The sequence below is a fragment of the Buchnera aphidicola (Cinara laricifoliae) genome, from assembly GCF_900698945.1.
Classification (GTDB): Bacteria; Pseudomonadota; Gammaproteobacteria; order Enterobacterales; family Enterobacteriaceae; genus Buchnera_F; species Buchnera_F aphidicola_AC.
Genome location: NZ_LR217717.1, coordinates 249821 through 271078, shown reverse-complemented (window position 1 = coordinate 271078; position 21258 = coordinate 249821). Strand labels below are relative to the sequence as shown.

Genomic DNA, 21258 nt, shown 5'->3' with positions numbered 1-21258 from the left:
TTGTTAACGTCAAATTGGTTATATATTATGTATAAAATAATAAAAAAAAATTCTCAAACTAATTTAAAAAATATTTATTTACATTCTATTAGTCATAGAAATATTATTCTGTCTTTTTATAAATATTTTTTTGTTATAGATCCTAAAAAATTATTAAATTTAATTAAATTAAAATTAGAAAATAAAAATATTTTAGGTCGAATTTATATTTCAGAAGAAGGAATTAATGCATTAATTAGTGTTCCTATTATACAATACAAATATATTAAACATTTTTTTAAAAGAATTAATAAAAAAACTAAACGTATGTATATAAATTACACCATTGAAAATAAAAAGATAGCTTTTTGGGATTTAAGAATTACGATTAAAAAACAAATTGTATCGAGTAAAATTAAAGATTTTTATTTTCATCAGCGTAATCGAGGAATTTATTTAAATGCTCTATTGGTAAATAAATATTTTTTTGATCCAGATTATATATTTTTAGATATGCGTAATAGTTATGAATATGAAATAGGACATTTTAGTAACGCTATAACTGTACCAGCTAAAACTTTTCGTGAGCAATTAGAAAAATTACCAGAATATTTAAAAATATATAAAAATAAAAAAATTGTTATGTATTGTACAGGAGGTATTCGTTGTGAAAAATCTACTGCATTATTAAAATATTATGGATTTTCTAATGTTTACCATATATATGGTGGAATTTTAAGTTATATTAAACAAGTTAAAAAATATAATTTATCTAATTATTTTAAAGGAAAAATTTTTGTTTTTGATGCTCGTTTATCAGAAAAAATTACTGATGATGTTTTATCTCAATGTATTAATTGTAAAAAATATACAGATCGTACACATATAAATTGTTTTAATAATTTCTGTCATCGTTTATTTATTCAATGTAGAACATGTTCGATTAAATTAAATTCATGTTGTTGTTTAAAATGTAAAAAAATATTATACAAATAAGTTTTTAATTTATATAAAATTTATTATAAATAATTTTTATTTTAAAAATATATAGTGATGTATAAATCATGATGATATTTTTATTAGTTTAAATTTAAAGTATTGCTTTTATTTTAAATAATATGAATATTTATTGTTAATTTTATTTTTTATATATAAACTACTGCTGTAGTAGTAGTACAGATATACTACATCATTAATGTAGTATAAACAAAAAATTTTATATAAACTATTAAATGATATTTTTGCAATTTATACATTTATGCTTTTTTGATATAAATTAAAAATTAATTTTATATATAAATATTTTATTTTTATAATAATTTTTATTGTTATTACAATTAATTAAATTATTTTACATTCATTATAAAAATATATATTTTATATATTTAATAGGAAAAAGTTATGAAAAAAACATATATATCTGATATTTATATGAAAAATAATAATTTACATAAATTTGTTACTATTCATGGCTGGATACGTAATAATAGAATATCTAAAATAGGGATATCGTTTTTAACAGTATATGATGGTTCATCAATACATACTATACAGATCATTGCATCAAAATATTTATCTAATTATTATACTGAAATTATAAAATTAACTATTGGCTGTTCTGTTATAATTTCAGGTACTTTAACGTTATCTAAAGGACATTTACAAGTATATGAGATTCAAGCGCAACGTATTAGTGTACTTGGATGGATAGATCATCCTAATTTATATCCTATTTCTGCTAAAAAACATACTATAGAGTATATTAGAAATTTTTGTCATTTACGGCCGCGTACTAATTTAATTAGTACGATTTCTAGAATTAGAAATGTAGTTTTTCAATCATTAAATCAATTTCTTAATAAATATGGGTATTTATGGGTATCAACTCCTATTATTACAAGTATTAATGCAGAAGGAGCAGGATCTATGTTTAAAGTATCTATGTTAGATATTAATAATCATAAATCCATTGAATATAATGATAATAAAAAAATAGATTTTTTTAAAAAAAAAGTATTTTTAACAGTTTCTGGACAATTAACACTAGAAGCATATGCATGCGCATTATCGAAAGTATATTCTTTAGGTCCTACTTTTCGAGCTGAAAATTCTAATACTAAAAAACATTTGACAGAATTTTGGATGTTAGAGGTAGAAAAATCTTTTTCAAATATTAATGATATATCTATTTTTGCAGAAAAATTATTGAAAAATTCTATTTTTTATGTATTAAATAATTGTATTTCAGAATTACTGTTTTTACAACAAACAATTGATAAAAATATTATTTCTCGTCTTAATAGTTTTATAAATACTAAATTTATAATTATAGAATATACTGATGTTATTAATATTTTATTAAAAAATAAAGATATTATTACTGATAAAATTTTATGGGGACAAGATTTATCTTCTAATCAAGAAAAATATTTAGTAAATATTTATTTTAAAGCGCCTATTATAATTACTAATTATCCAAAGATGTTAAAAGCATTTTATATGAAAGTAAATAATGATGAAAAAACTGTTGCTGCTTTTGATATCTTAATCCCTCAGGTAGGTGAAATTATTGGTGGATCTGAACGAGAAGATAGAATTGAATATTTAGATTCTAGAATGAATCAAATAGGATTAAATAAAAAAGATTATGATTGGTATCAAGATTTAAGAAGATATGGAACAGTCCCTCATGCTGGTTTTGGTTTAGGTTTAGAACGGTTAATAGTATTTATTACAGGTATTAAAAATATTAGGGAAGCTATTCCTTTTCCACGAACAGTAGGACGTGCAGATTTTTAAATAACTTTTAAAAATAGTATAATGAATTTATTATTTAATTTTATATTCCTTTTATTTGAAAATATTAATTAATATTATTAATAATAATTTAAGTATAAAAATTATATACATAAATAAATTATCTATTTTTATAGATATTCATATAATAATTTTATTAATGAAAATTTTTTATTTTATATTTTAATTTAAAAAATAAATTATTGTTAGATATCATTTTTATATGATATTTTATTTATTATTTTGTGTATCTCTTTATTGATTTTAAAAAGTTTAAAAAAGTTTTTATTTAGTATATGAGTAAATTCTAAAAAATCTATTTTTAAGTATTCTTGAATATTTTTAGCTATATAATATAGTAAATATGGTTGATTATTTATTCCACGATATGGTTCAGGAGATAAATATGGGGAATCTGTTTCTATACATAATCTATTTAATGGTATAAATCTTAATATCGATCTTAAATCATTTGATTTTTTAAAAGTAATAATTCCAGAAAATGATATATAAAATCCTATATCTAATAATTTTCTTGCTAAATCTATATTTCCTGTAAATGAATGTATTATTCCTGAACATAATTTATTTTTATTAGATTTTAATATACTGAATATTTCATTATCAGCCTGTCTATTATGAATAATAATAGGTTTGTTTATTTTATTAGATATATATATATGATATTCAAATAATTTTTTTTGTATTTTTTTTGTTTTTTTATTTCTATAAAAATCTAATCCTGTTTCTCCAATCGCAATAACTTTATCGTTTTTTGCAAGTAATTTCATAACTTCTAAATCATTATTTGTATGTGTATAATTAGGATGTAATCCACATGATAACAATATATTTTTATATTGATATGTATATTTGTATAAGTGATAGAAGTCTTGTATAGAAGTAGAAATAGATAGAAATAGTTTTACATTTTTATTATAAGCTTGTTTTAATACAGAATCTAATTCTGGTGATTGGCTATTATTATTTAAATGATTAATATGACAATGAGTATCAATTAAAAACATTTTTTAAATCCTTGTATCTAAAAAAAATGGTGTATTAAATACGCAGTATATTCATCCAAGATAAAATAAGTTCAATAAATATTGATGTTTTATCAATTTTATATGAACTAGATAATATTTGCGTGTATTGAGTCCAAGAAATTAAATTATTTATTAAAACTTGATTATTATTGATATACGCAATTTTTTTAATTAATTTTATTTGGTCTAAATTTTTAATTTTATATTTTTTACATATTTTATATTTTATTACATCTAATAATAAGTAACAAACATATTTTGTTATTATAGAAGAATTATATTTAAGCATTATATTTAATAGATTATTTTTTTTTTTGTTAACATATGCATAGATTTCTTGCATGAATATGTTTCGTTTTTGAAATTCATAATTATTTAAAAATTTATGTGTAGATATTGGAGAATTATTATTAATACGTAATGCTGTTAATAATTCTATGTAGGAATAATATTTGTTATGGTTTTTTAACCACGGTATAGATAATTTCTCTTTAGGATAATTAATATAATAAAGAGTAGATCTACTCTTTATGGTATTGATAATTTTTGTGATATTCGTAGTACGCAAAAAAAAGATAGTATTTTTTGGAGGTTCTTCTAACGTTTTTAGTAAAGCATTATCTGATTCAGTAGTAAATATGTTAATGTTTGGAAAATATACTATTTTTGCGCCTCCTTGTTGGGGTGTTTTATATATATTATTAATAATTTTACGAATTATATTTATTCCAATATATTTATTTTTAGAAAAATTATCGCAATTATAAAAATCAGGATGATTTTTTTTATCAAATAGTAGACATGATGAGCAATTATTACAGTTAGTATATTTTTTTTTATTGGAACATAATATCCATTTAGATAGATTGAAAATTAATTGTGAAGTTCCAATACCAATTATCGATTGTATTAAAATTATTGGATGTAATTTATTTTTATAATATTTATGAATTAAATCTTTATATTGATATATTATCCAAGGATATTTGTTCATATATATAAATTTTATTTTTTTTTGTTAATTTGTTTTGTTATATATGTAATAAGATCTTGTACAGTTTTCATTTTGTCTGGTTCCATATCAAATAATTCAATTTTTAACTCTTCTTCTAATAACATAATAAGTTCTATAAAATCTAATGAATCGGCTTGTAAATCTTTTTTAAATTCACTTTTTAATGAAATATCTTTTTTTTTTTCTTTGAATTGATTTTTAATAATTTTATTTATGCGACTAATAATATCATTCATGTGATAATCCTTATTTTATTATAGTTAATAATAATCATTAATAATTTTTATTAAACGATTTATTTATATATATTAATGATTTTATGTAGCAAGATCAACGTACATTCCTCCATTAACATGAATATTTTGACCAGTTATATATGATGATTTTTCTGAAGATAAAAAAGATACTACATAAGCAATATCTTGAGGTGTTCCATATCGTTTCATCGGTATTTTTTTTATGATTTCTTTTTTTTTCGAAGATAATATTTTTTTTGTCATATCTGTTATTATATATCCGGGAGATACTAAATTAACGGTAATTCCTAGTGATGCTACTTCTAATGCTAAAGATTTAGAAAATCCAATTAATCCAGATTTTGATGCGGCATAATTTGTTTGTCCTTTTTGTCCAGTACAACCGATAACAGAACTAATTACAATAATACGTCCATATTTTTTTTTTATCATAGTTGGTATAATAATTTTTGTTATATGAAATATTGAAGATAAATTAACGTCAATGACGTTATTCCATTTTATATCTGGCATTGTTATTAATAAATTATCATTAATAATTCCAGCATTATGTACAAATATATCAATATTTTTATATTTTTTGATTAATTTTTTAATTATTTTTTTTGTTATGTAAATTTTAGTAAAATCTATTAATATACCGATTCCTTTATTTTGTAGTGTTTTTTTAATTATATTGACTCCTATTTCAGTAGTAGCAGTACCTATTACATATATCTTTGAATTTGCTAGTTCTATTGAAATTTTTTTACCGATACCTTTATTAGCTCCTGTTACTAAAGCAATTTTTTTTTTCATAATTTTTAATTATATCCATAACTAATGATAATTTTTGATAACTATTAGTGGCATATGATGAAACATCTGAATATTCTTTATTTAAATTTGTTAATATTTGTCCTGGACCTATTTCAATAAAAAATTTTATTCCCATAGAAATAATTTTTTTTATACTTTTTGCCCATTGTACTTTTTTATATATTTGCTTTATTAATGCATGATATATATCTTTTTTAGAATATAAAATAGTAGCATTATGATTACTAATAATTGGACAATTTCCTTTTAAAATTGTTATTTTTCTTAAATAATAAGAAAATTTTTTTTTATATTTTTTCATTAATATGCAGTGTGGTGTAATTGGCATAGGTAATCGAATTATTTTTGTATGTAATTGATTTTTTAATATTAAACCAACAGTATAAACAGCGGAATAGTTTCCTGTAATTACTACTTGATTATTTGAATTTATTATAGAAACAAATACTTTTTTTTTATTAGAAATTAATAAGCAAATTTTTTTAACTAAAGTATAATTTATACCAATAATAACTAATGTTAATACTTGTATATTTTTTGCGGCTAACAACATAATTTTATTACGTATTTTAATAATTTTTAATGCCTCTCGAAATGATATATTATTATTGCATACGAGAGCAGAATATTGACCTAAACTATGTCCCGCTACAACTGTAGGTTGAATAAATATTTTTTGACTTAATAATCTATATATTGCTACAGATGAAATAAACGTTAATAAATGTATATTTTTATTTAATTTAATAAAATTATTTTTTTTTTCAAAAAAATTATGGTATATATTATCATGTAATATATCTGAAGCTTCATTAAATGTATTTTTAATAATAATATGACTATTGAAAAATGATTTTAAAAATTCTATATTATGTAATCCGTATCCAGGAAAAATTAATGAAATTTTATGCATAAATTAAAATTACCGTTTTGTTCTATATACTGTATTGTACATAGAACAATATTTTTATTATTAATATTATTAATTTAATTTTTAAAAATAACATGTAGTAATACTAATATTTATTCGTATCGTAATTTTTACGATTATTTTATTTATCAATAAATATTAAAAATTTAATATATTCAATATATATAAATTTATATTTAAGATTTTTTAAATATATTTTATATTTTGTATATAAAGTATTTTTATGTTTATAAATATAATTAATTAAATTATTAATTTTTTTTAGTATATTATTGTCCAGATTTTTTATAAAATAAAAACGTTTTTTTACCTTTATAAAAGCCTTTTTCTGTAACATGATGTCGAATATGTATTTCTTGGGATACTCTCTCGATAGAGATTTTATTTTTAAAAACATGATCGTGAGATCGTCTCATACCTCTTTTAGATCGACTAGGTTTACTTTTTTGTACTGCCATTTTTTTTCCTTAATATAATTAAGAATATTTTTATTGCTATAAAAATATTTTTTTGACATATTTTATTTATTGTTATTAATATATAATATTTATATATATCTATAAATTATAAATTTATTTTTTTTTTTGAGAAAATTTTTAATAAATTATTAAATTTTTCATCTAATGATGCTGTTATAGAAATTTTTTTATTGTTTTTAGGATGAAAAAACGAAATTTTATAAGAATGTAAGAGTAATCTATTATTTTTTTTATTAATATTTTTTTTTTCTATTTTATTGTTTCCATATTTTTGATCGAAAACAATAGGATGTCCGAATTGTGATGTATGCACTCTAATTTGATGTGTTCTTCCTGTTATAGGAATGATAGATGCTAAAGTAGTATTATGAAAATATTTATGTACTTTAAATTGAGTTATAGCATATTTTCCATTTTTATGGACACATACTTTTTTTTTTTGATTGATACTTATTTTTTTAAGTAGAGGAAGATTAACAACAGTCTTTTTTTTAGACCAATGACCGTGTAACAATGCTAAATATTCTTTATGTATTTTTTTATTTCGTATTTTTTCATGCATAATTCTTAATATAGATCGTTTTTTTGCCAGTATAAGTATACCAGATGTTTCTTTGTCAATACGATGAACTAGTTCTAGATATTCTGATTCTTGACGAATTTTTCTAAATATTTCTATTACTCCATAATTAACCCCACTACCCCCATGTACAGCAATTCCATATGGTTTGTTAAAAATAATTAAATATTTATCTTCAAACAAAATATTTTTTAAAAATAGATCAACTATTTTTTTTTTTAAAAAAATAGGTTTTTTTTTTTTTTTATATAAATAGAATACATTGTAATGCAATCGTTAACTTTTAATTTATAGTATGGATGTACTTTTCGTTTATTAATTTTTATTTTTCCTATTCTTAAACTACGATATATCATACTTTTTGGTAAATTTTTTAAAGATTTAAACAAAAAGTTATCAATTCTTTGTTCTGACATATTTTTTGTAATTATAATAGATGTATTCATAGAATTCAAAATATTCATATATTAATCTTTATAGTAAAAATTATATTTATATATATTATATTGTTTATATACTACTATTTCTATTAAATCTATTTATAAATATTAATTAAAATTTTTATAGAATTCTATTTATAAAAAATATATTATATATAATATATATATCAATAATTTAGGTTATATTAAAATAATTTTTATTAAAAATAATACAAATATTTTTGATAAATTTTTAGTTATTATATTTTAATTTTTAAAATTATAGTTCTGTTGTTATTTTTATTAATTTTAATATATATAAATTACTATTAATGATAGTCATCATTAATTATTTTTATCATCAAATTAATGAATTTAAATATTAATCAAGATTATTTGTAACAAAATATATATAATATAGTTATTGATATAATTTATTAATTAATCAGTTAATCTTATTAATATATTTTTAATACTTTATGTAAATTTAAATTATTAATATTATTGATAATAAATATATTTATATTTATTTTTATAAAAATTTTATTGTTAATAAAATTAATTATTATTTTGAATAAAAAATTTTATTTAATTTAATTAACTGTAATTATATTCATTAATAACTCTAACTTATTTTATTAATGATTTAATCATTAGTGAAATAAATAAATATTTTATAGAGCATAATCTATAATTTTATTTAATTTTTTATTATTTTATAATTTAAATAGAGATATATGATATATAGAATTAATATATTGATAATTTTATATATATAAATACTTAATTAATTTAAGTTCATAAAATTATTATATATTTAAATATCAATAAAATTTTAACTAATAAAATTTTATTGATATTTTTTATAAAAATTGTAAATTTTTTTAACTCAACAAATATAATTGGTACTATAATATTTATGTATACATATATATAATATAAAATATTTTTATTAAAAATAAATTTATATAAAATATATGATCTATATTTTACTTATTTATAAAAATATTTTAATAATATTTTAATACAAATTAATTTGTTTTTTTTTACATTTATATAAATAAATTTTTAATTTTTAAAAATTTATTTATTTTAATAGAAACTGGTTATGACCCAGCTTCTATTGATTAATCTTCAATATTTATATTTATTACTTTTATATATATACATAAATTTATGTATATATAATATTTTTATTAATATTGATTTAATTAATAGTCATATCTGATTCAATCAATCGAATGATATTTAATGTATTTATTAATTTTTTTGTTGCTTTTTCATAATTTTTAATTAGCACATCATTTGATAAATCCTTAGATTTAAGTTGTAAATCATTTTTTTTATATTTTTCTAACCCTGATTTATTTAGATCATACATTTTACTATCACGACGTGCTATAACATCATTATCATTTAATGATGTAGATTTTAATTGTCCTAAAAATACTGGTTCATGACCTTTTTCATGGAAATCTTCTTTTATTACAATAATTCCACCAGCTTTTATAAGTATTTTTTGATTTTTAGGAACAACGATTGGTTGATCATGATTATTTAATGCAGTATAGTTATCCATTGCTACTTCTCTATTTTCATTAATAGTTACATGTCCATCACGTATAAATCTTTCATAACCTTGATCATCTAGTACTGAAAACCAACCATTTTCTGTATCTTCTGTATTAATTGAAGAAGAATCGATATTAGATGGTGGAATATGTGTAATATCACAGTTTATATCTTGTTCTTTGATTATTTTTCTAGAATCAGAAATTATTTTAATGTTATATGCATATTGTTGTTTAAAATTTGTATTTATTTCGTCAGTTTTTTTTTTATTTATAGTATTTTTTTTAATTATGTTTTTATCTTCTAAAATAGAAGTTGAATGTATTTTAGTATTCACAACAATCTCCGTTTTTAATATATGAATTTTTATTTATTTTTATTAATATATAAAAATATTAATATATAATTACGATTATATAAACTATTTATTACTTTTTATTAAATTTTTTAATTTTAATTTTAATTTTATTAAATCAATAATATTAATTATATATTTTATTAAAAGTAAATATAATATTAATAATATTAATTAATATTATATTGACTATGTCATTATAGCATATAAATATTAAATGTATTAATAAATTTAATATTTAAATATTTTTTATTAAAAAATATTATTTATTTTTAATATTTAAATTTTTAATAATATATTTTTTATTAAAATTTTTAATTTTTATATATAAAAATATAATTATTTTTTATATATAAAGATAATTATATAAAATATAAATAAATGAATTATTTATTTTTATTTTAAATGAATAAATTTTATCATATATTATGATATAATAAATTAAAATTTATATTTTTAATATTAAAAATTTATATATTTTAAAATTTTACATATATTTTTAATAAAAATTTTTTAATATTTTTATATTAAAAAAATAGTATTATTTACTTACAATATGTATTAATTTTAAAAATATTTAAATAAATATATAAATATTTTATATATTTTAAATAAATTTATTTTTTATTTTGTATCTATAGTATATATACTATTTAAAATAATTACATATGTATCTTTAATTTATATAGATGATATAATTTTATTATTATTTTAAATTTGTGTATATAAATTTATACAATTAATTTTATTTATTAAATTAATTAATGGTTGCATAAATAATATTTATATTTAATTTTTTTAGTAAAAAGTTAAATATTTTAATTAAAAATAATATTATTTTTTTTGTTTCCATTGTTAATGGATGACTATATTTAAAATATTATTAATAATTGTTATTATTTTTTTTAAATTACTGTGATGGGTATATTTTAATTAATTAATAATAAAATATTAATCTTAATCTAATTATTTTGAAAAAATTATTATATTTTTTATGTATGATTATAATTTAATGATTTTAATTTTTATAAATATTTTTTATTAAAAAAATAATAAATGTAGAATTATATTGAAATAAATAAATTGTTATCGTATTTAAATATAAAAAGAATGGAATTTATATGAAAAAAATTACTATTATATGTATTTTATTTATGACTAGTTTTTTATCAACAACAGTACATGCGAAGTCTATGCCTAGCGCGAAAAAATGGCATTTTGGAATTCAATGTGATGCATTGCATCCAATGAAAATATATAATAAATATAAAAATTTAAATTATTCTAACTATAAAAATATTATACAAGGTGTAATTGCATTACGTCCTGGTATTTTTTCAAAATATACATTTAATCCTTACTTAAGTACAGAATTAAAATCTAATATATTAGAACATCTTATGAAAGATATTAAAAATAATATGTTGCATACATATTATTCTAATATAGAATATGCAACAAATATTATTTATCCAATGAAAAAAAAAATCAACCTTTATGCTAAAATTGGTGCTCAATTAACAGCTGAAATAAATAATAAAAAATTAACAGATATCTTCATGTTACAAAAATATAAGCAGTTTTATCCAATTTTTTCCGTTGGTATGGAGTATTTATTGAATCAATATGTACATTGTGATGTACACGTTAATCTTAACAAAAAATTAAATCAAGTAAATTTTAAAAGTTTACATAGTGTATTAAATAATATAAATTTAGGAATATCATGGAAATTATATCCTCATATAAAATTAGAAGATCGTAATGTTCATACAAATAAGGGTAAATTATTTTTACAAAATTAATTGTTTACAAAACCATTAAAAATGTAAATATAATATTTTTTTATTTTATTCATTTAAAATTATTTATTAACAAAATATTATAAATTTTATTTATTTAATAATATTTTTTAATGATTATTAACACATAATTAACATGTATATTAAATTTGAACAAAACAACTATTATATTTAATAATCTTTTAAAATTTTTGAATTTATTATTAAAATAATCTTTTAAAGATAAATATTTTTTTAATAATTTGATTATTTTTATGATTATAGAGTGAATATGATATTAAAAGTTAATTATGATTTTTAATCATTAATAATTTTTATTACATATAAAAATTATTAATACAAATATATATTTATATTAAAATATAAATATATTTTATGTTAAAAACGTTTTTGAATTACTTTACTTTTTTTGCAGTTCTTAGTATAATATATATGATTTATTCATATTAGGAGGAATGGCTGAGTGGTTTAAGGCAGCGGTCTTGAAAACCGTCGATGAGAAATTATCCGAGAGTTCGAATCCCTCTTCCTCCAATTTAATTTATAAATGTTATTTTGTATGGCGCGTTGACAGATTGGTGATGTAACGGATTGCAAATCCGTGTAACCCGGTTCAATTCCGGGACGCGCCTTAATAATTTAATATTTATATATTAATATAATTTATTGCCCGGATGGTGAAATCGGTAGACACAAGGGACTTAAAATCCCTCGGCTTTTATGGCTTTGCGGGTTCAAGTCCCGCTCCGGGTAAAATATATTAAACAATTTTATTTAATAATTTGATAAATTTTATAATAATATGTTTTTAATAAAATATTAAAATTTATATTATATTTTTTAAAAATATAATTACATGATATAAAAGAACTAATAACAATACGTAACTCACCTTTTTTTGTTAAAAATTTTTTTACATTTTTCACTATTTTAGTGATCACATTTAAATTAATATTTAAATGATTATGAAAAGGAGGATTTGATATGATCAAATCATATTTTTCTGTTATTTTAGAGTAAATATTACTAAATAATACTGTTCCTACAATACAATTTTCGATTAAATTTTTTTTACTGCACCAAATTGCTGAGTTATAAATATCAATTAATGTTAGATTTATTAATGGATTTTTTTTAGCTAACGTAATACCTAGAATACCTGTACCGGATCCTATATCTAATATTTTTCCTTTAATATTTTTTTTAAATGTTGACAGTAGTAGATTACTACCTGTGTCTATTTTTTTATATCCAAATACTCCCGGTAAACTATAAATAATGATATTTTTCCAGATATATTTTTTTATAAATTTTTTTAAAAAAAATTCTGGTTTTTTTAATATATATCCACGATATAAACAACAATTTCTAGCATAATCTATTTTTTTAAATTTAATATAATTAAAAAATATTTTATTAATGCTATTAATACCACTTTTTTTTTTACCAACTATATATATAATACAATCATTAGATATATATTTTAATAAATATATTAGTTGTAATTGAGATTCTTTTTTGTTTTTAATCCAAAAATAAATTAATTGTTGGTACTCATATAGTTTATATGGATTATCAAAATTATTAAAAATTATATTTTTTTTATTTTTATTTAGTATTTTTTCATATAAATCATAGTATTGAGTATATATAATGAATTTTTTAAACAAATCAGTATAACATAAATCTTCTGGAATAAATCCTGATAAAATAGTAGTATTACTGTTTAATATTGGAAAATTTTTTATTAATAATTCATGTTCTTTAGATATATTTGAAAAATTAGTACATTTTTTATTCATTTTTTTTAAATAATATAATTATAAAATTATAGTAATAGTTTAAATTAATATTGAATATTTATTAAAAATATTTTTTTTATTAAAATATTATATTCTATATTAGAATAATAAATAATAGTTTTGTATTATTAGCTGATTATACAATTAAATTAGTATTATTGAAATATACATATAATAATATATAGATGTTTATTTTTTAAAATAATTAATTTAATATTAATTAAACATCAGTATACTGAGTTAAAAACATGAAAAATCAACAAATAGCTTTTAAAAAAAAAAATTTTACTATTTTAGTAATTTACTTAAAAAAAATAAAATTTAATTATTTTAAAAATTTTTTATTTCAAAAGATTCAAGAGTCTCCTTCTTTTTTTAAAAATATACCCATTATATTAAATATAGAGAATTTATTTTATTCATTTGATTGGGTTAACTTAAAAGATTTTATTTTATCTGTTGGTTTGTTTTTAATTGGTGTTATTGGCTGTAAAGATAAAAATTTAAAAAAAATAATTTTACGATCAGGTATACCTATTTTATCTGAATCAACAATTATAATATCCAAATTATATAAAAACATTAATGATAATCGATATGATAAAAGATCTATAAATTTATCATTATCTCAGCTATCATCTTATAAAAGCGATGTAATTGATTACATAATACGTTCAGGTCAAAGAATTTATTCGCCATATAACGATTTAATAATTACTAATAATGTTAGTTCAGGTGCTGAATTAATTTCTGGTGGTAATGTTCATATATATGGTGTTATGCGAGGTCGAGTATTAGCTGGAGTACATGGAGATGTTACTAGAAAAATTTTTTGTACCTCTTTGTTTGCAGAATTAATTGCTATTGCAGGAGAATACTTAACTATTGAACAAATACCAATTAAATTTTTAGGTAAAAGTGTTGAAATTAGTTTAATAAAAAAAATTTTTTTTATTAAAAATTTAAAATAAATATTTTATTTATATTATAAAATAAGGATATATTAATTATATGTCTCGTATTATAACGATTACTTCGGGTAAAGGAGGTGTTGGTAAAACAACTTCTAGTGCCTCTATTGCTACTGGTTTAGCGTTAAATGGAAAAAAAACTGTAGTAATTGATTTTGATATTGGATTAAGAAACTTAGATTTAATTATGGGTTGTGAACGTCGTGTAGTATATGATTTTATTAATGTTATTAAGAAAGAATCTACTTTAAATCAAGCTCTTATACGAGATAGGCGGATAAATAATTTATTTATACTTCCGGCATCTCAAACAAGAGATAAGGATTCTTTAACAAAATCTGGAGTAGAACAAGTTCTACATACACTATTAAAGATGAATTTTGATTTTATTATCTGTGATTCACCTGCAGGTATAGAAAATGGTGCAATTCTTTCGTTTTATTTTTCTGATGAAGTTATTGTAGTAACTAATCCAGAAATTTCATCTATTCGTGATGCTGATCGAATGTTAGGTATAATATCATCTAAATCAAAAAGATCTGAATATAATGATACTCCAATAAAAGAATATTTACTATTAAATAGATATAATTCAAAAAAAGTAAAAAAAGGTGATATGTTGAGCATGGAAGATGTAATAGAGATATTACAAATTCCTTTAATTGGAGTTATTCCAGAAGATTGTTCTGTTTTAAAATCTTCTAATCAAGGATTGTCTGTTATATTAGATACAACATCTATTGCTGGGCAAGCGTATTCTGATACAGTACAACGTTTATTAGGAAATGATCTTCCATTACGATTTCTTTCAGAAGAAAAAAAAAGTTTTTTACAATGGTTATTTAGGAGATAAATATAATGTTATTAGATTTTTTTTCATCAAAAAAAAAATATACAGCTAATTTAGCTAAAAAAAGATTAAAAATAATAATTGAACAGAAACAAAAAAATAGATATGAACCGCATTATTTTCCGCAATTAAAAAATGATTTATTATTAGTAATTGCGAAGTATATTAAAGTTAAACCAAATAAAATATTTATTCGTATAGGGCGAAATAATAATAATATTTATATATTAAAAGTTAATATTCCTGTATAGTAATTTTACTTTAATATAAAAATATTATATTATTTAACGTATTGTATGTAAATATTTTGGATATATTTGTGTTATTGAGGAATATTTATAATATTGTAAATATTTTATAGCACAAGTAATAATATCCTTAGAATGCGGTGTTGTGATATGTGTATGATATAATTTAATAGATTTTTTTAATTTTTTTTTATATGGGTTTAATCCAATAGTTGACCAAACCCCTGAACATTGTACTATTTTTTTTTTAATTATATTTATATTATTAAATAATTTTTCGGTATATCCGCCAATCCATAAACCTATTTTATTTTTTAAGTATTTAGCCCAAAAAATTTGGTTTTTAGATATTTGAATTACAATTAAAACGCGTTTTATTTTATTAATTTTCCAACTTTGTTCTGATAAAATTTGTAATGTAGAAAATCCAATAATAGGAATTCTATAAATAATGGATATTATCTGTGAAATTCCTATAGATATTCTAATTCCGGTAAAACTTCCAGGTCCTATAGTACATGTAATATAATTAATATTATGTAAAGTAATTTTTGCTTGATTTAAAATTTTTGTAATCATATCAAGTATTTTTTTTTCGTGATTTTTTGAGCATAGTGTAAATAAACTATATATTTTTTCTTTATATAATAAAGATACAGAAGAAGAATATAAAGTTGTATCTAAGGCTAGAATCGTATTTTTAAAATTCATATTCAATATTATTCCTTATGATTTTTTATTAATATTAATATTTTTTAGATTATTTTATATAAAAATTATTTTTATTTATGTCTGGTAATTTTTATTAAAAGTATTTGATATGAACTAGATTTTAATATATGAAAATAATAAGATTTATAATAAAGAATTGTTCCTGTTAAAGGAATTTTTTTATATTTATTTATTAAAAAATCAGCTATTGAAGCACATTTATTATTAGATGATATAAAATCAATATTTAATATTTTTTTTAAATTATTTAACTTTGTAGTGCCTTGTATAATCCAATTATCTTTATTAATAATAATTTCAGGTTTATAATTTGAATCTAAGAATTTCCCTACAATTAATTTAAATACATCTACTGGTTTTATCATGCCTTGTATATCGCCAGATTCATTACTAATTATAATCATATTATGTTTAGAATAACGTAATAAATGTAATATATTTATTATATTTATAATATCTAGAATAATTATTGGTGGATATTGTATAGCAAAGTTATGTATATCTTCATTATTATTAATAATTTTTATTAATTTTTTTGTTGATACTACACCAATAATTTCATTTAATTCATTTTGACATATAGGTAAATTACTATATGGAGTATTTAATACGGTATGTTTTATATGTTCATGATTTTTTGTAATATCAATCCATATGATATCTTTTTTAGGAATCATTATATCCTGAATTAAGTAATTACCTAATTTTAATACATTAGTAATAATATCTATTTCTTTTTGTTGTATTGTATTAGAGCAATTAGTATTTTTTAAGTAAATTTTATTATTATTTGGTATATTTTGATAGTCTACTAAATTTTTTTTTTTGTTTTGATTATTTTTATTAGTTGTGTTGATTATATTAAAAATAACGCGTGATATTTTTTTTCGAAAAGGTTCTTTAGACTGTTGAATGATTATATTTCTAATTTTTATTTGATTCATAAGTTCAACAAATAAAGAAAATCCAATAGTTGTATATAAGTATTCTTTTGGAATATATAATCCTAACGATTCTATAATTAAATTTAAACTAATCATTAATAATAAACTTAAACATAAAATTATTATATTTTTTTGTGAATTAATAAATTTAATAAATAATTGAGATAAAAATATCATTAATATTGTCGAAATAGTAACCGCAGATATCATAATAAATAAATTATCTATCATTCCTACAGCCATCATGACAGAATCAATAGAAAATATTGCATCTAATATTACAATTTGAAATACTACATACCAAAAATTTTCTGTTGTTTTATTTTTTTTAGATTTAAAGTCAACATTTTTAATGTTATCGAGTAATTCAAATATTGATTTTAAAAATAAAAATATTCCCCCTATCAATAATATAATTTCTTTTATAGAAAAAATGAAAAATTTATTTGCTATAATAGGTTTAGTTAAGTTTATTAATTGTGATGCAATGATTAATAACCCGAAACGCATAAATAAGGCTAATATCAAACCAGTATATCTAGCTTGATTACGTTGATTCTCAGGTAATTTTTTAGATAAAATAGAAATAAATATTATATTATCAATATTTAAGATTATTTCTAAAAATATTAATGTAAACAGACCCGCCCAAGCAGATGGATCTAAAAAAAAATACATAAAAAATACTCCAAAAAAGGATATTAAATATCATTTAAAATTAATTAAAAATTAATGTTTTTATTTTTAAAATATATAAATAACTTATTAAGTTTATTTATAATATTATATATAATGTTTAATTTTATATTTTAGCTACAAAAATTATTGTATATATTGTAATATATTTTATATTAAATTATTTGTAATAATAAAAATTATTTTTTTTAAATGTATACTTAATATATATAAATTAATTGTGTATATAAATTAATGATAATTTTTATATATATAAAAATAATTATATTTATAATATTGATATTAAATATTTATAGTTTATTTACATAAATAAAAATATTTATATCTAAAATAGAAAATTTTTATATTTTATATAAAAAAATTATTTATTTGAAATAAAATTTATATTTTATTACTAATTAATCATTGATATATGTATTTTATACATACAATAAATAATGTAATTAAAAAATTTTATTTTTAAATAGAATTTTTTATGATTTAGCATAATAAATATATAGATATTAAATTGAATAATTTAAATGATTTTTCATTAAAATAAAAATAACTAAATGTATATTTTTTTATAAGAATTATTTTAGGTTTAAACAAATCTTTGTATATATTATTTTTTTTAAAATACAAATTTATTTATGATCTTCTCAAAAATTAAAAAATTTTATTTATTTTTTAAGAATTTATAATTGATTTTAAAAAAATATATATAATATTTATGTAAAAATATAAAAAAATTATATTTAAAAACATATTATTATTGATAATTTTTATAAATATTTTTATTTTTATTATTACAAATATTTTAATTATTAATATAATTTTACTATATTAATATATAATTTTAATTTTATTTTTTATCCTATATTTTATATTAATTATTTAAATATTAAGTATTTAATTGAAATAAAAAATAATTTTTATAGTTATGTTTATATATTTTATTTTCAATATAAATTAAATAATTTATTAACTTTCAATATTATAAAAATGTATATTTTAATTATTAAAACATAATGATTTCTGTATATATAAATATATTATTTCTAATTTTTAGTACATTTAAATATGTATCAAAAATAAAAAACTTTAACAATATTTTTTATTTAAAAAATTATTAAATAATATAATATATCGTATTATTTATATTTTATAAATTTAAATTAATCATTTTCCCAATTTTTATTATCTTTTTGTATTAAATCATGGGATGATTGTGGCCCCCAAGTACCAGAAGAATAGTATTGTAATAATGATGGATATTTTTTGTATGCTTGTATTATTGGATCAATCCATTTCCAAGAATGTATAATTTCTTTTTGATGGACAAATAAAAATTTATTATTTTGTATTATTTCTGCTAATAATCGTTCATATTCTTCAGGTATATAATGGTTTGAAGAAAATTTTTCGCAATCAATAGACATTTTGAAAGATTTTAATTCAAATTTTGAATTTAACTGAGGTATTTTTTTAAAAAATTTTATAGACATTTTAGATGCTGATTGTAGATCTATAGTAATACGATTTAATTGATTTTTTGATTCTTTATCCTCGATAAATATATTTTTTATTTTTTTAAAAAAAATAATAATTTTTGAACATTTTTTTTGTAATCTTTTTCCTGTTCGAATATAAAAAGGAACATTATTCCACATTTTAGTGTCTAAATATAGTTTGATAGCAACAAATGTTTCAGTGAAACTATCTTTTTGCGCTTTATTTTCATATAAATAACCATTTACAGGTTTATTATTAATACTTCCTTTAGAATATTGTCCTAATGAAACATATTTATGTATATTATGATCGTTAATATTTCGTAAAGATTTTAAAATTTTTATTTTTTCATTATAAATATCGTTTTTATGCAAAGACTTAGGCATATTCATTGCAAAAATAGAAATAATTTGCAAGATATGATTTTGTACCATATCTATAATTTGTCCTGTTTGATCAAAATAATTCCATCGATTTTCTATTCCGATACTTTCTGATAATGTAATTTGCACATGATCTACATAATTTTTATTTAATATATTATAAAATAATGGATTAGCAAATTTTAACGAAATAAGGTTTAATACTGCTTCTTTACCCAGATAGTGATCTATACGAAATATTTTTTCTTCAGTAAAATATTTTTTAATAGATTGATTTATTTTATAGAATGTATCTAAAGATTTTCCAATTGGTTTTTCTATAACAATTTTAGAATTTTTTTCGTTACATTTAATAGATGCTAATCCTTTACAAATTTTTACAAACATATCAGATGATACAGCAAAATAATGAATTAAAATATGATATTTATTTTTAATATAGATAACTAGTTTTTTAAAATTTTGAATTTTATTAATATTAATTTTACAAAAAATAAAACGTTTTTTTAATTTATTCCATACAGATGATTTTATCGATTCATTTAAAAATTTTTGTAAAGCGTTATAAATAATATTTATATATTCTTGTTTACTAGAATTCGTACGACTAATACCAATAATTTGTACATTATTTATAAGTTTATTTTTTTTTTCTAATCTATATAAAGCTGGGAATATTTTTCTTTGAACTAAATCACCTTTAGTTCCAAAGATAAATAAATTATAATTTTTTATTTTTAACGTCATAATAGACCTTATTATTATAGTATTTACATATTATAAACTTCTTATAAAAAAAAACAATATATTGATATTATATAAATTGCATTTATGTGTATTAATTTTAATCTTTATTATTATAAATTTTTTAAAATTTAAGTATATATTTTTTATTTTTATATTTATAAAAAATAATTTATTAATTAAAAATTATTTTATATATGTAATGAATGTTATAAAACAATATGTATAATGGAGTATATAACATATATATAGAAAAATTAATAATTTTAATTAATAAATAATGTAATTTTATTTATTGATATTTTATATCAATAAATAAAATTATTGATATTATTGATACA

At 18.0% G+C, this 21258-nt stretch carries 19 protein-coding genes and 3 tRNA genes; 9 read left to right on the top strand and 13 right to left on the bottom strand.

The window, feature by feature from the left end:
• The first annotated feature begins 27 nt into the window (after window positions 1-27).
• Window positions 28-975 carry a rhodanese-related sulfurtransferase gene (locus BUCILAFE3058_RS01155; protein ID WP_154061566.1) on the top strand — a complete coding sequence of 316 codons (948 nt, stop codon included), beginning with the start codon at window positions 28-30 and terminating at the stop codon, window positions 973-975.
• Between the two features lie 405 nt (window positions 976-1380).
• Window positions 1381-2778: an asparagine--tRNA ligase gene (gene asnS, locus BUCILAFE3058_RS01150; protein WP_154061565.1), complete on the top strand. Its 1398-nt coding sequence runs from the start codon at window positions 1381-1383 to the stop codon at window positions 2776-2778.
• 203 nt (window positions 2779-2981) lie between these two features.
• Here asnS and BUCILAFE3058_RS01145 read toward each other — a convergent pair whose 3' ends face one another.
• The 9 genes from BUCILAFE3058_RS01145 to BUCILAFE3058_RS01110 form a co-directional block, all read right to left on the bottom strand.
• Complete coding sequence (locus BUCILAFE3058_RS01145; RefSeq protein ID WP_154061564.1) at window positions 2982-3803, bottom strand: TatD family hydrolase; 822 nt, start codon at window positions 3801-3803, stop codon at window positions 2982-2984.
• A 34-nt stretch (window positions 3804-3837) separates the two neighbouring features.
• Complete coding sequence (locus tag BUCILAFE3058_RS01140) at window positions 3838-4818, bottom strand: DNA polymerase III subunit delta' C-terminal domain-containing protein (protein WP_154061563.1); 981 nt, start codon at window positions 4816-4818, stop codon at window positions 3838-3840.
• A gap of 11 nt (window positions 4819-4829) precedes the next feature.
• Entirely contained in the window at window positions 4830-5075 is a 246-nt protein-coding gene (gene acpP, locus BUCILAFE3058_RS01135) for an acyl carrier protein (RefSeq protein WP_154061562.1), read from the bottom strand.
• A gap of 81 nt (window positions 5076-5156) precedes the next feature.
• Window positions 5157-5894 (bottom strand): 3-oxoacyl-ACP reductase FabG, encoded by a 738-nt coding sequence (fabG, locus tag BUCILAFE3058_RS01130; RefSeq protein WP_154061561.1) that lies wholly within the window; start codon window positions 5892-5894, stop codon window positions 5157-5159.
• On the bottom strand, window positions 5860-6828 hold the full coding sequence (locus BUCILAFE3058_RS01125; protein WP_154061560.1) for an ACP S-malonyltransferase: 969 nt from the start codon (window positions 6826-6828) through the stop codon (window positions 5860-5862). Before BUCILAFE3058_RS01125 ends, fabG begins: the two co-directional genes overlap by 35 nt.
• A gap of 287 nt (window positions 6829-7115) precedes the next feature.
• Window positions 7116-7304 (bottom strand): 50S ribosomal protein L32, encoded by a 189-nt coding sequence (gene rpmF / locus BUCILAFE3058_RS01120; RefSeq protein WP_154061559.1) that lies wholly within the window; start codon window positions 7302-7304, stop codon window positions 7116-7118.
• Window positions 7305-7410: 106 nt separating this feature from the next.
• Complete coding sequence (locus BUCILAFE3058_RS01115; protein WP_232036982.1) at window positions 7411-8178, bottom strand: RluA family pseudouridine synthase; 768 nt, start codon at window positions 8176-8178, stop codon at window positions 7411-7413.
• Window positions 8124-8369, bottom strand: a complete 246-nt coding sequence (locus BUCILAFE3058_RS02090; RefSeq protein ID WP_232036981.1) for a S4 domain-containing protein — start codon at window positions 8367-8369, stop codon at window positions 8124-8126. The genes BUCILAFE3058_RS01115 and BUCILAFE3058_RS02090 overlap by 55 nt, the downstream gene beginning before the upstream one ends.
• A gap of 1162 nt (window positions 8370-9531) precedes the next feature.
• Window positions 9532-10233 (bottom strand): hypothetical protein, encoded by a 702-nt coding sequence (locus tag BUCILAFE3058_RS01110; protein WP_154061558.1) that lies wholly within the window; start codon window positions 10231-10233, stop codon window positions 9532-9534.
• Between the two features lie 1139 nt (window positions 10234-11372).
• Between BUCILAFE3058_RS01110 and BUCILAFE3058_RS01105 the strand changes: the two genes are divergently transcribed.
• The 4 genes from BUCILAFE3058_RS01105 (at window position 11373) to BUCILAFE3058_RS01090 (ending at window position 12806) form a co-directional block, all read left to right on the top strand.
• Window positions 11373-12056, top strand: a complete 684-nt coding sequence (locus BUCILAFE3058_RS01105; RefSeq protein ID WP_154061557.1) for a porin family protein — start codon at window positions 11373-11375, stop codon at window positions 12054-12056.
• A 446-nt stretch (window positions 12057-12502) separates the two neighbouring features.
• A tRNA-Ser gene (locus BUCILAFE3058_RS01100) sits at window positions 12503-12587 on the top strand.
• 27 nt (window positions 12588-12614) lie between these two features.
• Window positions 12615-12685, top strand: a tRNA-Cys gene (locus BUCILAFE3058_RS01095).
• Between the two features lie 36 nt (window positions 12686-12721).
• Window positions 12722-12806, top strand: a tRNA-Leu gene (locus BUCILAFE3058_RS01090).
• 17 nt (window positions 12807-12823) lie between these two features.
• Here BUCILAFE3058_RS01090 and BUCILAFE3058_RS01085 read toward each other — a convergent pair.
• A complete protein-coding gene (locus BUCILAFE3058_RS01085; protein ID WP_154061556.1) occupies window positions 12824-13855 on the bottom strand; it encodes a methyltransferase in 1032 nt (343 codons plus the stop codon).
• Window positions 13856-14103: 248 nt separating this feature from the next.
• Here BUCILAFE3058_RS01085 and minC point away from each other — a divergent pair, with 248 nt between their 5' ends.
• From minC to minE, 3 genes are read left to right on the top strand one after another with little or no spacing between them, the layout of a single operon-like run.
• On the top strand, window positions 14104-14826 hold the full coding sequence (gene minC / locus BUCILAFE3058_RS01080; protein ID WP_154061555.1) for a septum site-determining protein MinC: 723 nt from the start codon (window positions 14104-14106) through the stop codon (window positions 14824-14826).
• Between the two features lie 40 nt (window positions 14827-14866).
• A complete protein-coding gene (gene minD, locus BUCILAFE3058_RS01075; protein ID WP_154061554.1) occupies window positions 14867-15679 on the top strand; it encodes a septum site-determining protein MinD in 813 nt (270 codons plus the stop codon).
• A gap of 5 nt (window positions 15680-15684) precedes the next feature.
• The gene (minE, locus tag BUCILAFE3058_RS01070; protein ID WP_154061553.1) at window positions 15685-15927 is read left to right on the top strand and encodes a cell division topological specificity factor MinE; all 243 of its coding nucleotides are present in this window, start codon (window positions 15685-15687) and stop codon (window positions 15925-15927) included.
• Window positions 15928-15960: 33 nt separating this feature from the next.
• Here minE and tsaB read toward each other — a convergent pair whose 3' ends face one another.
• The 3 genes from tsaB to zwf form a co-directional block, all read right to left on the bottom strand.
• Window positions 15961-16635, bottom strand: a complete 675-nt coding sequence (gene tsaB / locus BUCILAFE3058_RS01065; protein WP_154061552.1) for a tRNA (adenosine(37)-N6)-threonylcarbamoyltransferase complex dimerization subunit type 1 TsaB — start codon at window positions 16633-16635, stop codon at window positions 15961-15963.
• A gap of 71 nt (window positions 16636-16706) precedes the next feature.
• A complete protein-coding gene (locus tag BUCILAFE3058_RS01060) occupies window positions 16707-18278 on the bottom strand; it encodes a TerC family protein (protein WP_154061551.1) in 1572 nt (523 codons plus the stop codon).
• A gap of 1175 nt (window positions 18279-19453) precedes the next feature.
• Window positions 19454-20920, bottom strand: coding sequence for a glucose-6-phosphate dehydrogenase (zwf, locus tag BUCILAFE3058_RS01055; protein WP_154061550.1), 1467 nt, complete (start codon window positions 20918-20920; stop codon window positions 19454-19456).
• Window positions 20921-21258 lie beyond the last annotated feature (338 nt).